Annotated in this window: 13 protein-coding genes and 1 pseudogene; 6 read left to right on the top strand and 8 right to left on the bottom strand. The window is 42.4% G+C overall.

What is annotated here, in order from left to right; translation table 11 throughout:
- Nucleotide 1 precedes the first annotated feature (1 nt).
- Nucleotides 2–2,773, top strand: a complete 2,772-nt coding sequence (locus FTV29_RS11610) for a pitrilysin family protein (protein WP_180075531.1) — start codon at nucleotides 2–4, stop codon at nucleotides 2,771–2,773.
- 374 nt (nucleotides 2,774–3,147) lie between these two features.
- On the opposite strand, the gene FTV29_RS11605 is transcribed toward FTV29_RS11610, so the two are convergent.
- Nucleotides 3,148–4,212, bottom strand: a complete 1,065-nt coding sequence (locus tag FTV29_RS11605) for an amidohydrolase (protein WP_180075530.1) — start codon at nucleotides 4,210–4,212, stop codon at nucleotides 3,148–3,150.
- Nucleotides 4,213–4,330: 118 nt separating this feature from the next.
- Entirely contained in the window at nucleotides 4,331–4,732 is a 402-nt protein-coding gene (locus FTV29_RS11600; protein ID WP_005096603.1) for a DUF3144 domain-containing protein, read from the bottom strand.
- Nucleotides 4,733–4,844: 112 nt separating this feature from the next.
- Here FTV29_RS11600 and FTV29_RS11595 point away from each other — a divergent pair, with 112 nt between their 5' ends.
- Nucleotides 4,845–5,477 carry a hypothetical protein gene (locus tag FTV29_RS11595; RefSeq protein WP_005096604.1) on the top strand — a complete coding sequence of 211 codons (633 nt, stop codon included), beginning with the start codon at nucleotides 4,845–4,847 and terminating at the stop codon, nucleotides 5,475–5,477.
- A gap of 7 nt (nucleotides 5,478–5,484) precedes the next feature.
- Here FTV29_RS11595 and FTV29_RS11590 read toward each other — a convergent pair whose 3' ends face one another.
- Nucleotides 5,485–6,939, bottom strand: coding sequence for a CYTH and CHAD domain-containing protein (locus FTV29_RS11590; protein ID WP_180075529.1), 1,455 nt, complete (start codon nucleotides 6,937–6,939; stop codon nucleotides 5,485–5,487).
- A gap of 130 nt (nucleotides 6,940–7,069) precedes the next feature.
- Nucleotides 7,070–8,527: a CYTH domain-containing protein gene (locus FTV29_RS11585; protein WP_180075528.1), complete on the bottom strand. Its 1,458-nt coding sequence runs from the start codon at nucleotides 8,525–8,527 to the stop codon at nucleotides 7,070–7,072.
- Nucleotides 8,528–8,862: 335 nt separating this feature from the next.
- Here FTV29_RS11585 and FTV29_RS11580 point away from each other — a divergent pair, with 335 nt between their 5' ends.
- From FTV29_RS11580 to FTV29_RS11565, 4 genes are all read left to right on the top strand, one after another.
- Nucleotides 8,863–9,246: a DUF962 domain-containing protein gene (locus FTV29_RS11580; protein WP_180075527.1), complete on the top strand. Its 384-nt coding sequence runs from the start codon at nucleotides 8,863–8,865 to the stop codon at nucleotides 9,244–9,246.
- Between the two features lie 808 nt (nucleotides 9,247–10,054).
- The gene (thiE, locus tag FTV29_RS11575; RefSeq protein WP_180075526.1) at nucleotides 10,055–10,675 is read left to right on the top strand and encodes a thiamine phosphate synthase; all 621 of its coding nucleotides are present in this window, start codon (nucleotides 10,055–10,057) and stop codon (nucleotides 10,673–10,675) included.
- A gap of 38 nt (nucleotides 10,676–10,713) precedes the next feature.
- Complete coding sequence (gene hemL, locus FTV29_RS11570) at nucleotides 10,714–12,015, top strand: glutamate-1-semialdehyde 2,1-aminomutase (protein WP_180075525.1); 1,302 nt, start codon at nucleotides 10,714–10,716, stop codon at nucleotides 12,013–12,015.
- A gap of 163 nt (nucleotides 12,016–12,178) precedes the next feature.
- Nucleotides 12,179–12,595 (top strand): heme-binding protein, encoded by a 417-nt coding sequence (locus FTV29_RS11565; RefSeq protein WP_180075524.1) that lies wholly within the window; start codon nucleotides 12,179–12,181, stop codon nucleotides 12,593–12,595.
- A gap of 52 nt (nucleotides 12,596–12,647) precedes the next feature.
- Here the strand turns inward: FTV29_RS11565 and FTV29_RS11560 are convergent, their stop codons facing one another.
- From FTV29_RS11560 to FTV29_RS11545, 4 genes and pseudogenes are all read right to left on the bottom strand, one after another.
- The gene (locus tag FTV29_RS11560) at nucleotides 12,648–13,022 is read right to left on the bottom strand and encodes a hypothetical protein (protein WP_005171505.1); all 375 of its coding nucleotides are present in this window, start codon (nucleotides 13,020–13,022) and stop codon (nucleotides 12,648–12,650) included.
- On the bottom strand, nucleotides 13,022–13,564 hold the full coding sequence (locus FTV29_RS11555) for a type VI secretion system amidase effector protein Tae4 (RefSeq protein WP_005171502.1): 543 nt from the start codon (nucleotides 13,562–13,564) through the stop codon (nucleotides 13,022–13,024). The genes FTV29_RS11560 and FTV29_RS11555 overlap by 1 nt, the downstream gene beginning before the upstream one ends.
- Before the next feature lie 2 nt (nucleotides 13,565–13,566).
- Entirely contained in the window at nucleotides 13,567–14,001 is a 435-nt protein-coding gene (locus FTV29_RS11550; RefSeq protein WP_257224513.1) for a PAAR domain-containing protein, read from the bottom strand.
- Between the two features lie 57 nt (nucleotides 14,002–14,058).
- A pseudogene (locus tag FTV29_RS11545) lies at nucleotides 14,059–14,176 on the bottom strand (IS982 family transposase); the annotation flags it as partial.

The following is a 14,176-nucleotide window of genomic DNA, read 5'->3' as shown; positions in this document are numbered from 1 at the left end:
AATGTTGGTACGTTATAAGAATTTAAGCTTGGCGATTTTGTTGTCGGGTTGTAGTGCGCTGAGTTTTGCACAACCTGTTTTGGTGAAAACTGAACAGAATGTGGAGGAATATCGTCTTGATAATGGTTTACGAATTATCCTGGCACCGAATGATAAAGAAAATAAAATTTTTATGAATACGGTGTATTTGACCGGTTCACTGAATGATCCTAAAGGAAAAGGTGGTCTGGCGCATCTGCTGGAACACTTGGCTTTTAAAGGCACTAAAAATGTCAAAGGTGATGAATTTCAGCGTCGGCTCGATCAATATACCTTAATGACCAATGCCAGTACCGATTATTATTCAACCAAATATACCAATGTCATTCGTCCTGAAAAAACGGCGCTCAGTGAAGTAATTTTCCTTGAAGCCGAGCGTATGGATCAGCTGGTTCTTCAGGAAAAATATGTACCGACCGAAATTGATATTGTAAAGCGCGAACGCGAAATTCGTCTGGATCAGCCATTTTCAGTACTCATGGATCAGGTGTTCAAGTCGGCTTATGGCAATCAGTATTTGGGTCGGTTACCGATTGGTGATCTGAATGAGCTGCAATCCATCAATATGCAGGAATTGAACCAGTTTTACAGGAGCTGGTATGCACCGAATAATGCCTTTATGGTCATTTCAGGCAAGTTTGATAAGGCGGAAGTATTAAAGCAGATTGATAGCCATTTCAGTCCGATTCAATCGCGAAGTGTACCGGCGCAAGTGAAAGTTCCGGCTTTAAAACCTGAGCAGATTCAACAGCGTGAATTTACTGTGCAAAAGGGCAGTGATCTGGCCAAATTCAATATTTATCTGAATGGCCCGGATGAAAAGATCAAGACTGCTTTGGCTGTTTCACCGACGCTCTATACCTTGCAACCGAGCGGGCATTTATATCAGAGCATGGTGGAAAGTGGAAAATCGACCATGGTGCAATCCAGTACCTGGCTGGATAAAGACTTTAATCTGGTGTTTATGGGCGCGATCTATGCACCCAATCATCAGCCAAAAACTGTGGAACAGAGCTTGATTCAAGGCGTAGAGCAAAGCCAGCCATTTACCGATGCCGAATTAAACCGAGTTAAAAACCTGACCCGCAATCAGGCTGATAATATTAAAAATAGCGCGACTGCATTAGGTTCACGTTTAAGTGATTATGCCGTGGCTTATTCGGGTGACTGGAGCCAGTATTTTAAAGATCTGAATGCGATTGAAAACCTGAATGTGAGTCAGGTCAATCAGGTCTATAAAGGTTTTCTAAAACCTGAATATCGTATTTCTGGCAATATCCTGCCAACACCTGAAGATCAGAAAAAAGCGCAGGAAGTGACACAGACGGAAGCACCGAAAAAAACACTGGACCAACAGGTTGAGACTGAAGAGCCTTTAAAGGATGTCAGTGTTTATCAGGCGGAAGTGAAGCAGTATGTAGCGCAATCCAAGCAGTATTTATCTGCTAAGGACAAGCAGATTCAGCGTGGTAAGTTAAAAAATGGCATTAAATACGCGCTATTCCCAACCAATATTCGCGATGACAAGGTGTATGCCACAATTTCTCTGGATTTTGGGACTGCGCAAAGCCTGATGAATAAAGGCGAGATTCTGGATCTGACCGCGTATTTAATGCTGCGCTCATCGGAAAGCCAGAGCTTGCAGCAGATTGCTGACAAAATTATCGAAGTAGGCGGTTCAGCGACTGCCAGCCCATCGAGTAATGGCCTGAACATACAGATCAGTGCCAAAAAAGAGAAGTTTGCAGAGTTTTTCCAATATGTGGTTGATGTACTAAAAAACCCTGCATTTGAGCAAAGCCAGTTTGACTTGATCAAGGGTCAGACCTTATCCAGTCTGGATCGTCCTTATACCGAGCCAGATACGGTGTCGAGCCTGACTATGGCGCGAACCATTGAAGTGTATCAACCCGGTGACATTCGTTTCCATTTTGAACCTGAACTGGCCACCAGGCAGTTTAAAGCAGCCACTCGTGAGCAAGTGGTCGCTTTGTATCAGCAATTCTTTAAAACGCATCATGCACACATTGCAGTGACTGGGGAATTTCAGCCAAAATCTATACAGAAAATGCTGAAAAATAGTTTCGCGGACTGGAAAGCGGCACAGCCTTATGAACGCCTGAAATCAGAATATCGAAGCTATCCAGCCCAAAAAATTCATGCATTATCTGAACAACGTGAGTTCGGTAGTTATCAGGCATTGCTGACCTTCCCGGTGGGGGCAGACCATGCAGATGTACCTGCTTTACAAGTCTTCCGTCATATTCTGGGTGACTCTCAACTGTCTTCCCGTTTGGCTCAGGAATTACGTGAAAAAAATGCGCTGGTCTACGGTTTTAGTGCCCATGTTCAGTTTAATGAATGGGCCGATTCAGGTGCTTTGGCACTGGGTGCCAATTATACCGCAGGTAAATCTGCACAGGTTTCTCAAACGGTGCATCAGGTACTCAATGAGCTGCTAACACGTGGCGTAACTGAACAGGAAGTGGAAGCGGCCAAAGCCAGCATTCTGAAAAAACGTGTCAATGCACTGGAAGATGATCGCCGTATTCACAGTATGTTGGTTCCTCAACTGGAAAAAGATCGTAAGCTGATTTACCGTGAAAAACGTGATCAGGCGATTGCCCAACTGACGAAAGCCGACATTGATGCCGTGATTAAAAAATACATCAAGCTGGATCAGTTGGTCGAAGTGATGGCCGATCAATATGGAAAAGAAATCAAAAAATCATAGAATTGATCTACATTAAAAAAAGTCCTCCTCTAATAGGGGGATTTTTTATTCTTCAATATAATTAAAAGCTCTAATTTAAGTCGCTTTTCTGGTAAGCAGGATTCCACCTAAAACGCCAGATAGCACAACACTGGGTAAGCTCCACCAGAAAGTGGCAAAAAGAAACAGGAAAATCCCAGCTGATACTAATATTGCTCCAACAGCGATATCTTTATTAAAGGGAAGGTGAATAATATGTTGGTAATAATATGATGGGATTAAACTAGAAAAGATTGCTCAGCAAGTATAGAAAAGCCTATCTGATCGGGGACTCGCGATTATTTCCTCCCAGAGCATATGTATTTTCCTTCTTTCTTTAAAAATCCAGACGCTTCTTATAATTTATAAAATGCTTTCGCATTCTCATAAAAGATCGGCTTTAACGCGTTTTCATCATAGTCCTGAACAATATCGCTAAAAGCATCAATGATATTCACGAGTGAGCTGCTGACACTGTCCATTGGAAAGTTGGAGGCAAACATCAGGCGTTCAGAACCAAAGCAATCTAAGGCATGCTGAATCAGGGGAGCTGCACGTTCCAATAATTCCTGTTTAGTTGCCAGCCGTTTCTGCTGATGAAAATCATGACCTAGAACGGGCATAAACAGGCCAGACATTTTAGTCGATACATTTCTGCACTCGGACAGTTCAGCCAGTTGATCTTGCCAACTTGAAAATATCTGGGCACGATCTTGTTCGGTCTTGCCTGTAGCTTTGCCCACCTTGCCAAATAAGCCGGCAGGCGTACCGAGGTGATCTAGTGCGATGGGTGTTTTAGGAAAGGCTTTGGCCAGTGCAGTCACATCCGCAATCTGGCTCGAATAGACCCAGGCATCAAAACTTAAGTCTTGCTTGGCCAGTTCCTCAAATCCTTTCAGGAAGTTTTTATTACGGTAGAGATGTGGCTCATCGGTCCAGGCATGAATCCCTTTGTCTGGATGTACCGCAGCCATTTTACGAATCCCGCGAAATTTGGGAGAAGCTTCCTGATGCAATTCAATCAACTGTTTAAAGTTTTTCTGCCGCGGATCCGCCGTAGCGACAATGCCACCGAGCTGGATATTATGCTGATCAAAAGGAAGTCCGGCCACAAAACGGGTTTCATCCACCACGCCTGTACCTTTCTGATCATGCCAGCTGGCTTCAACATGCACAATTTGTTCGACTTCATAATGCCCTAGATCTTTGTTGTAGTTCGCAGGCAGATAAGGGGCGGTCAGATGCTCGGTCAGGCCAATGGTCTCAATCACATCTTTAGGTTTGAGCAGCCGCACCATTTTGTCCAGTAATTTAGGATATTTGCCAAACAGTTTTACGGCAAATGCTGCCGCGTGTGGGGTGTTGTACGGATCCCATTGGTGAATATGTGGGTCAATGATCGGGAAGGGAAGTTGCTGCATGCTATGCCTTGTTTTCGTTTATTTATTATTCAACTTATATAGGACAAAAATCGTTTCAAAGTCAATATGATAAATGACGACAAATAAAAAAAGCCCCGTAGGGCTTTTCATATTTTAATCAATGATCGTGCTTGTGATCATGGTTATGCTTGTTGGCATGAAACTCTTCATTGTGACGGAAACGCAAATAGTTTTCGAACTGTTCACAGTATTCATCATAGTTATCTTCCAGCATCATTTGGAATTGCTGCATAATATAAGACATCACCTGATCTTTGGCATCGCGCATTTCGTTGCCATCTTTAAAGTTATTCGCTGCCACCCAGGTATTGAAACGGGCAGTACCAAATAACATGGCTGCACTGACTTGACCGCGCTTATCACTCGGTTTTTCCTGCGAGCCTTTTTCTACACGACAAAACTCGTTGGCTTGTTGAATAAATTCATCAGCACGTTCAAAGAATGCCGCATTTAACGCTTCTTCTTCGGTTACATCGGTTGCTTCAATCTTTTGAACCATGAATTTTTCCTGACCATCATAAAATCTTAATGGCTAATTATAGGCAAAGCCTTGCAGAAACTAAACCTTTGCCTTAATCTAAAAATAGCCTAAGCATATAAAAGTGAATGCCATGCAGGATGCGATTGCGGTACAAAGTCTGAAAAGTGATATTGCCTTATTGCGCCAGAATATCTGGCCACCGGCAAATCTGGCCAATGTCGAAGGTCTGCCGATTTATTATGGAACCAAATCGCAGGTCGAAGAATATTACACCCAGTGGCTTGGTCTGATTGAAAGGGCGCAGGATCTGTTCCAACCTTTCATGGACGATGAAACCCTAGATGCTATCCATCTTCCCAGTCATTTAAACTTGCCGCTGTTTTATTTTCATGTTGACCGAATCAGGCTAAATAAAACCCGGGCTAAAGAATCTAAAACTTTTCGTGGTGTGGCCAGCCTGATTGAAAAATGCGGGCAGTTTGAACCCGAACAGATCGCAGCCATGCGACACTGGCTCGACAGTGACGATACCGCGGCTTTGGTGGCACACCGCGAATTTGTAGACTTACGTACTTATGTGTTTCAGCATGGTCAAAGTGAATATACACGCACCCGTTTTTATGTGAATGGTATCGTGCTGAGTGTCGAGCCACATTTTGAGCTGATCGATGCCCGTGATAAACCACGTAAGCAACGCAGTGATAGTTATAATGACCCTCTGGCCGATAATAATACCTGGAAAGTGTTTGGTAAATATCGCTAGCCCGGTTTTACCAGAAGGGTTTGGTATTTTCAGCAAACTGCTGTAAACGCTCGGCTGCTTCACTCGACAAACGCTGCTGTTCCGCGCTTATCCAACCCAGCACAAACCAGGCTTTGCTATTTTGCTTGACATACGGTCTAAACAGTTCGTCTGCCACAAACAGGTCGTTATAATGCCCCAAGCTTTCCTGTAAGGGTTTTAGGGCTTTCAGATAAGTTTTCACATCCTTTTCAGGAAATAAACTCTGTAAAAATTCTACGTTATAGCGCAAGCGTTTCACCCGTTTACGGGTGCGATGCCGCGATTCAATATCCAGTTCCTGATAGTTTTCGGTATCCTGACAAATTTGCTGATGTAACTTGCTCAAACCTTTACACAAAATTTTATGCGAAGATTTGGCTTTGCTATGCGTTTTTTCCTGACTAAAGCTGAGTAGTTGCAGTATCAAGTCCACTGTAGCTGTTTGTCTGAACAGCGCGCTAATATCTGGCTGTTTTTGTCGGTGTGGTGGTAATTTTAATAAGGGTGAGCCGGCTTTTTCCAGTTGCGGAATCAGACTTTCTGCAAGGGCATCGCGATCTCGGGTAGAACCCAGTTGCTGAAAAATATCTCGCAGCTGTTCCGGCCATTCTGGCTGTACATGTTCAGTCACAGACTGAAAAATTTTAAAGGCACTGCGTAAGCGCCGGATCGCGACACGTGCCTGATGCACATGATCGCTGTTATAATGATCAGCGGCAATCGCAGTTGCATTCGGAAAAAGATGAGCCAGACAGTTGGCTACGATTTTCTTTAAAATAGTAGCAATCTGATCTTTCTGCTCAAGTTCTAATGGCAGCTGATGCTGCACAGGCAGACTTTCTTCACCCTGTAATAGGGCATAACCGCGTTCCGATTTACTCCGCGTATCCAGCCATAAATCATAACGTTGAATCCATGGCCGAATGAAATCAATCAATTCGCTCAATTGACCGGATTTTAGCTCAAATTCGACTTCATAAATATCAATGGCTTGATCCTTATGGCGAATTTCCCCTACATCAAAGGCAATCTCAATCTGGCTATTTTGATGTGTTTCGGTCAGCACATAACGCGCGACATCTGTTTCAAATTGCAGAATAAGCGGTATATCCAAATCGCCAAGCGCCTGTTTCAGGATTTTTTTTGCCGGTTTGTGTTTGCGATATAACTGAAAATCACAGCTTTCAGGTGGGCTTTTTAATGTATGTTCAAGTTCAAAACGTTCAAATTGCTGCTCAGTAGGTGCTTTCAGGGTTTGAATCCATTGCTGGTCTTCTAGACGTTGTCGCAAGGCGATTTGATTTTGTTGGAGTTGTTGTGCTTCAGTATCGAAGTAGCGCGCACATAAACGATGCCGAGTCGGCTGAAGCTTCTGGAAGTCCTGTTCAAATTGTGCACGTGACTGTGACGGAATCTGGAATTTAAGCTCTATTTCTGCCATCGGGTCATTCCTTCTCGATGTAGGTTATACAGATCAATATAGCTCAAAGATTAGCCACAGTGTGACGTGCTTCTGCAACAAAAAAAGCACGCCGTAGAGGGAGCGTGCTTTGAAATGTTCTTAAAGATATTTATTTGAGGAATTTACGGCTCACCAGGAACTGTTCTGTCGCCTCAAGCAGTTTCTGGGCATAGACTTCCTGTTTAGCAGTCAGCCAGCCTAATACAAACCAGTCACTCGCTTCCAGTTCAGTTTGCTGAATATACACTGCCGAAGAGGCCAAGGTTTGATATTCACCGGCTGCAAGTTGTGCATCATTCAGCGCTTTGCTGTACTTCTGCAAGTTTTTGACGTCATAGATTGTGGTTAAAATCGGGAAGCTGAATTTGAGTTCCTGAATCCGGCTTGCCAATTGATCCAGACTTTCAAAATTGTTAATTTCAGTCTGGTTCATCTGTTCTTGCAGCACTTTATACTGTTGTTGCAGCGTGGTTTGTGCAGCAGTTTTTAAATCCAGAGCAGCATGTTCATCTTCAGTTAAACTAAAAGTCAATAACTCCAGATAATGATGCACATTTTGCGTTGATTTGACTAGATTGCCCAGTTTTTCCTGAGCATACAGAATATCTTTACTCAGATTTTCCGCAGTGGTCGGATTTTGCAGGAAGCTGGCCAAGCTGTTTTGCATATGCTGCAAATGTTGTAAATGCTCGAACTGCTGCTTAAAGGCAGCCATTTGATGTGCCCATTTGTCCGAAAGCTGCGGATGCCAGTCTTTAAACAGCAGCAAAGTGAGATATAGCTGATCCAGTGCCAGTTGAGCCTGCTGAATATGTTCCTGCTGTGCAACCTGAGCTGAAATCGCGGCGATATTTGGCAATAAATGTTGCATCTGCTGCGCAATCAGACTGCATAGGGTTTTACCAGCGCTGTCTTTTTTACTGATCTGGAACTCTTTGGCGAAGGTGGCCGGGCTCACGCGTTGTGAGGTGGCCAATAAATTACCAATTTCTGCCTTGCTGCGTACATCGAGCCAGAGCTGATATTTCTTGACCCATTCAAAACTGAATGCCAATAAATTGTGTATCAACCCACTTTTTAGCTCAAACTCGACTTCATGTACCTCTTGTTCAGCATTTCGGGTACGGATCTGCCCAATATCCAGACTGACTTCGATTTGTGTGTCTTGGTATTCAATTACACGCAAGGTGCGGGCAATATCGGTTTCGAATTGCAGTTGTAGCTGATTAGACTGATTGCCGAGCGCATGGCTCAGAATCGCCTGTGCTTCTGAGGACTGGGTATAAATACTTAAATCCAGTTCAGGAGATTCAGTTAATTCCCCCAGATCATGATTATGTTCAAAGCGTTCAATATGGCTTTTACCGGCAGCTTTCAGGGTTTGCACCCAGCGCGTACCTTCCAGACGCTGACGTAGTGCTACCCCGTGCTGGGCCAATTGACGGTCGGCAGTATCATAATATTTGGCTTGAAGCTGGATCTGTTGAGACTTTTTCGGATCAAGTGCCTTGAGCAGCGCAGTGCGTCGTGCCGCAGGAATCTGGAACTTGAGTTCAACTTCAACCATAATGATTTTCCTATCTGTTTAGTACACGCCAGCATGTACTGATATTTTTCGCTTTAATGAGATGCTGAAAATTCGGCGGGCAATCGCCGCAATTATATTTTTAGATGTATGCGTGGCAGATTGTAACCAAAATCAAAATGCATGTAAGACTTGACCTGCATATAAAAATATTGAACAGGAATTTAAATATTGGCTTTGAGCTGTTAATAGGGTTGCAAAGCGAGAGGAATTGCGGCTTTGCTTGGAAAATATCTAAGAATATTCGAGCAAATCAAGAGACTGTTAATTGGCCAAAATATACGCTAAGGTAAAAGAAAACATCAGGACGATGAGAAATGAATGTACAAGTACAGCCAGAGAATACCCAGATGGTCGCGCATCAACCCCAGATGCCGATTGGCAATTATCATGAGTTTTACCACTTTTATTTGACCGAACACCGGCATATGGTCAGTCGCCGTTTACATGTTGCAGGTAGCAGTATCGGCCTATATTGTTTTACTCAAGCCATTCGTCAAGGCAAACCGCGATATTTTGCTTATGGTTTGCTTTCAGGCTATGCCTGTGCCTGGATTGGCCATTTTATCTTTGAACGCAATAAACCGGCCAGTTTTAAACAGCCGGTGTATAGCTTTATTTCGGACTGGCGTATGTTTGCGGATGTCCTGCGTGGTCGTCTCAGTCTGCTTGATCGCAAATACGATAAGATTTCAAGTTAAAATCAGGTAACTTTCATCGGATTGTGTGGCTAGGGAACATGATCTTTCGATAAAAGACTTGCAAGTCGCCATTTATTATTCTATTAATTGTGTTATTGCTTATTCAGTTTGATGGAATTTGATCAAAAGTTATAGTTTACTGAATAAAACAGTTTTCCAAGCCTGGAGCGACCTTCTCCGGGCTTTTTTTATGTCTCTATTTTTTAAATAAATTTACTGACTTCGTTGCCATTATTGCGTAAATATTTATAGAACAAGTCATGCGGATCATACATAAAGAAAATGATCCTTTCTAGCTTTGAAACGTCTCCCCACAAACGTATTATTCAAAACTAGAAAGGATCGGGTGTCACCAACACAGGTATTTATTTTTCTGGTTATTTTTCTGGTTATTTTCTGTGTCTAACGCTATTTAAGTCTTTTCGCGCTAATTGGGCCATCCCTGAAATTGGGTATTTTTTAATCTTTTTGAGTTTAATCTTAAAGAGGCTTAACAATATTGAAAATTTAAAGGTAAAAAAAACCGCTCTTAGAATTTTGCAACTTCTCCACCAAGTTATCTGCAAAATCCTAAAAGCGTTTGTCGGAGGGCGTAAGCATTAACACTTTATTATTTTTGTTATAAAGCGATTAAAACCCATATTTTATAGTCGGTATATCCCTGAAAATGGTGATATTTTAGATTTAACTGGAAAATTGCGCTAAAAAACTGCAAATCTGTTGCTACCCGGTCGCGGAAACAGCAGGACTGCGGCAATTAAACCGAGTTATGCCTATAATAGAGCCATCCTAGCAAGTGGCGAGCAAGATGCGCGGTTTATATTTAATTACCAATGATGATCCCGTAGAACTTTTATTGGCAAAACTGGAAGGCGCAATGGCCAATGGCGGCATTGCAGTATTGCAATATCGCCGTAAAAAAGTCGCCAAACAAGATCAAATTTACGAAATCGAGTATATGAAAGCCATGTGTGCTGAATATGGTGTGCTTTTTGTGATTAATGATGATCTTGAAATGGCCGTTAAATACGGGGTGGGTGTGCATTTGGGTCAGGATGACGGGTCTATTGTCGAGGCAGTTGCACGCTTGCCGAAAAATGTCTTGATTGGTCGTAGCTGTAATAACTCGCTTGAGCTGGCTGAACAGGCCATTACCGATGGTGCAAACTATGTGGCATTTGGTGCCATCTATGCCACCGACAGTAAACCTGAAGCCGGTAATATTGGCTTGGAAACCTTAAAACTGGCCAAAGAGAAATTGAACGTGCCTTTATGTGCCATTGGCGGTTTAACGGTTGAAAATTCCAAAGAAGTCATTGAGTCGGGTGCGGATTATTGCGCCGTGATTAGTGATATATTGGGCTTACCGATGAATGCCATTCCTGAACGTTTAGATGAATGGTCTGCGCTTTTTCAAGCTACAGCATAAAATTTTTTGATTGATTTAATTTTGAGTCGAGTGCCTTCATGAGCTTATCTCCAAAGCAAGAACAATTGTTCAAACAAGCCAATAAACATATTCCGGGTGGCGTCAACTCACCTGTACGCGCATTTAACGGCGTCGGTGGTACACCGGTCTTTATCGAAAAAGCCCAAGGCGCATATTTGTATGATGTAGACGGAAAACGTTATGTGGACTATGTCGGTTCATGGGGACCGATGATTCTGGGTCACGCCCATCCTGCAATTATTCAAGCCGTTCAACAGGCCGCAGTAGATGGTTTAAGCTTTGGTGCGCCAACAGTTCATGAAACCACGCTTGCCGATATTATTTGCGAGATCATGCCGTCGATTGAATTGGTACGTATGACCAACTCGGGCACGGAAGCCACCATGACAGCGATTCGTTTAGCGCGCGGTTATACCGGCCGTGACAAGATTGTAAAATTTGAAGGTTGTTATCACGGTCACTCAGACTCGCTTCTTGTAAAAGCAGGTTCGGGCTTGTTAACTAAAGGTGAGGGCGAAGCAACGTCTGCGGGTGTTCCAGCTGATTTTGCCAAGCATACCATCACGCTTCCATACAATGACATTGCGACTTTAAAAGAATGCTTTGCCAAGTTTGGTGCTGAAATTGCCGGCGTGATTGTGGAGCCTGTAGCTGGCAACATGAATCTGGTGAAACCAATTGACGGTTTTCTGCAAGCGATTCGTGATGTTTGTGATGAGCATGGTTCAGTCTTTATCATCGATGAAGTGATGACCGGTTTCCGTGTTGGCTTAGGCGGTGCGCAGGCACATTATGGCGTAACTCCGGATTTAACCACATTGGGTAAAATTATTGGTGCAGGTCTGCCAGTCGGTGCCTTTGGCGGTAAACGTGAAGTGATGGAATGCATTGCGCCACTGGGTAAAGTGTATCAAGCAGGAACATTGTCGGGTAATCCATTGGCAATGCGTGCCGGGATTGAGATGTTCAAGCATCTTCGTGCTGAAGGTTTCTATGAAAACCTATCTGCGCAGTTGTCAAAACTTCTTGCAGGTTTACAAGCAGCAGCAGACGAGGCAGGCGTACCCTTTAAAACCCAACAGGTCGGTGGGATGTTTGGTCTGTACTTCACCGATCAGGAAGACATCACCAGCTTTGATTCGATGTTGAAATGTGATATCGATGCTTTTCGTAAATTTTTCCATGGCATGTTGAATCGGGGGGTGAATTTAGCACCTTCTGCATTCGAAGCTGGCTTCTTCTCGGCTGCACACAGAGATGAAGATATTGAATTTACCATTCAGGCTGCGATCGAGACTTTTGCTGAGATGAACGCTTAAATTTTAATTTTTTTAAAATCCTCCCTCTTGCGAAGCGGTGCTTTTCACCTTTTCAAAGGAGGGAATTTTATCTGTACAAATAATAAATTTCCCCTCTTTTCCTTGTGCCATATCTGGCTCAGGGTTAGGGGAGATTAAATGCTAAAATTATGGATATTCATTCATGCAAACCAAACACTATTTGACTCTAAGTGATGCGGAATTTCTATTGGATCACGCCCATCAATACGCAATTCAGAACAGCTTCAATGTCAGTATTGCCGTAGTCGATGAAACGGGCAATTTGCTTGCGATGAAACGTATGGATGGTGCAGCACCGATGACTGCAAATCTGGCCATTGAAAAAGCCAGATGCTCGGCGATGAGTCGTCGTCCATCCAAGCTGTTTGAAGATATTATCAAAGGCGGGCAGATGGGCTTTCTGACTATGGAAAGTTTCTCGGGAATGCTGGAAGGTGGCGAACCGATTCTGTATCAAGGGCAACTGGTGGGTGCAATGGGTGTATCAGGTGTGAAATCATTTAAGGACGCTGAGATTGCGCAGGTGGCGATTAAGAAATTTTTGGCGCAGCAGAGCTAGACATTATACGCTTGAGAATGTACTTATCTTCTCAAGTCTAAGTTAAAAATAACTATCGGATAAGATAGTGATGCTGTTGTTTAACCATTTCATTATATTCTGTCGAGTTATACAGCTCTAAACAGCTCATTAATATGGCTGGCCTTGCTTGATTTTTATATACCTCAGTTTTTGCTTTCATAGATTGGTTTATATATTCTTTCAAATTTTTATACGCGGGTTCTTCATATGCACCCTGTTGGAAATACCCGCCCATCGCTAGAGCAGCCTCAGAACTGAGGGATTGATCCTGAGCCCTCGTCAGACAATAACTAAAGCCAAAATTTTTGATATTGAGCTCATCCGCATTTGATATGGATGGAATTAAGTCTTTTGCATAACATGCACTTATCACTAGACAACTAAAAAGTACAGCAATTATTTTCATTATCTTAAATTCCAAAACAGAATATCTGTGGTTCTTAGGCTCGGTGTATCATGAATAAAGTAGCAACTATCTCCACAATCATTTCCATTCCATAAAGTGACATGTCCAGAAGCATCTCCCCAACCAGAGACTTTAAAAATAATAATTCCTTTTTTCCCTTTTAATTGTGATGATAAATCCTGGTTATTTTGAGGCTTGAAGGAGAGATCTGCAGTTCCTAAATTTTGTTCAACAAAGCTGATCATCTCGCGAACCCTAAGTAAATAAGGTTTATGATCAGCGCCTCTGACTTTATAACCTCTGGTTGACTGTTTAATTGGCATTCCGCCGTAGTTGAAAGATCTACTTAATCTTAAAGCACAAGCATTTGCGTATCCTGTAGGATTTTCTTGATATAAAGCCATAGCTTGACCTCCCACCATAGAATACACATCACTTGCTGACATTTTTACCGGATAATATTTCCATAATTCGGAAAATAAAGGTCTTTTTGCTTGTATGGTCGAAGACCGACCACCAGCCCTTGCAGTTATACTCACCATATTTAATATTCCGTATCAATTATTATAGTTTTTCCTTTAAAAATATTTTTAAGTACTCCCTTACCTTCAGTATCAATATCAAGTGAAATCGTAAATGGATGAAATGAGTTGATCTCAGAAGATTCTGGTTTTATTTCTATATCAATAGTATCTCCTCGTGCATAACCTGAAGTTTCTATATGCAAATTCAAGTCATCAAAAAATCTAGATTTTCTTTTTAGAAGAATAAGGTTATCTCCATAACTCCAATAAATATTATTAATGATCTTTTCTTCTTTTTCTTCAATGTATTTAGTAGCTGTATCTGATATTAATTGATCAATTTGACTTGAGACAATACCATTATTCATAACAGCCAAATCAGAAGTTTTCAGAAATTTTGAACCACAAGTTGATGTGTCTCCTGCCGCAACAATGCTTCTACCCAGGACGACCATAAAGCCTCGATTAGAAGCAAGAGCTTTCGATAGGACATTACATTTAGGACGCCAATCTCAACTTAAAATGAGTTTTTCGAGTTGAATTGGCGAATGGCCAAGCTTCTTATTCAAAACAACGCAGACGGTGTGTGACAGAATCTTTCTAATAAAGCGATGTGATAAATGCCATAAA

The organism is Acinetobacter sp. YH12254, assembly GCF_013417415.1.
In the GTDB taxonomy this organism is placed as follows: Bacteria; Pseudomonadota; Gammaproteobacteria; order Pseudomonadales; family Moraxellaceae; genus Acinetobacter; species Acinetobacter pseudolwoffii.
Note: the sequence above shows the minus strand (reverse complement) of the source record. Positions and strands in the feature narration are given on the sequence as shown.

Excerpts from the sequence above, each read along its gene's own strand:
- thiE (WP_180075526.1), top strand. The coding sequence starts at position 10,055 with ATGCGCGGTTTATATTTAATTACCAATGATGATCCCGTAGAACTTTTA.
- FTV29_RS11605 (WP_180075530.1), bottom strand. The coding sequence starts at position 4,212 with ATGCAGCAACTTCCCTTCCCGATCATTGACCCACATATTCACCAATGG.
- hemL (WP_180075525.1), top strand. The coding sequence starts at position 10,714 with ATGAGCTTATCTCCAAAGCAAGAACAATTGTTCAAACAAGCCAATAAA.
- FTV29_RS11550 (WP_257224513.1), bottom strand. The coding sequence starts at position 14,001 with ATGGTCGTCCTGGGTAGAAGCATTGTTGCGGCAGGAGACACATCAACT.
- FTV29_RS11610 (WP_180075531.1), top strand. The coding sequence starts at position 2 with ATGTTGGTACGTTATAAGAATTTAAGCTTGGCGATTTTGTTGTCGGGT.
- FTV29_RS11565 (WP_180075524.1), top strand. The coding sequence starts at position 12,179 with ATGCAAACCAAACACTATTTGACTCTAAGTGATGCGGAATTTCTATTG.
- FTV29_RS11590 (WP_180075529.1), bottom strand. The coding sequence starts at position 6,939 with ATGGCAGAAATAGAGCTTAAATTCCAGATTCCGTCACAGTCACGTGCA.
- FTV29_RS11555 (WP_005171502.1), bottom strand. The coding sequence starts at position 13,564 with ATGGTGAGTATAACTGCAAGGGCTGGTGGTCGGTCTTCGACCATACAA.
- FTV29_RS11600 (WP_005096603.1), bottom strand. The coding sequence starts at position 4,732 with ATGGTTCAAAAGATTGAAGCAACCGATGTAACCGAAGAAGAAGCGTTA.
- FTV29_RS11580 (WP_180075527.1), top strand. The coding sequence starts at position 8,863 with ATGAATGTACAAGTACAGCCAGAGAATACCCAGATGGTCGCGCATCAA.
- FTV29_RS11595 (WP_005096604.1), top strand. The coding sequence starts at position 4,845 with ATGCAGGATGCGATTGCGGTACAAAGTCTGAAAAGTGATATTGCCTTA.
- FTV29_RS11560 (WP_005171505.1), bottom strand. The coding sequence starts at position 13,022 with ATGAAAATAATTGCTGTACTTTTTAGTTGTCTAGTGATAAGTGCATGT.
- FTV29_RS11585 (WP_180075528.1), bottom strand. The coding sequence starts at position 8,527 with ATGGTTGAAGTTGAACTCAAGTTCCAGATTCCTGCGGCACGACGCACT.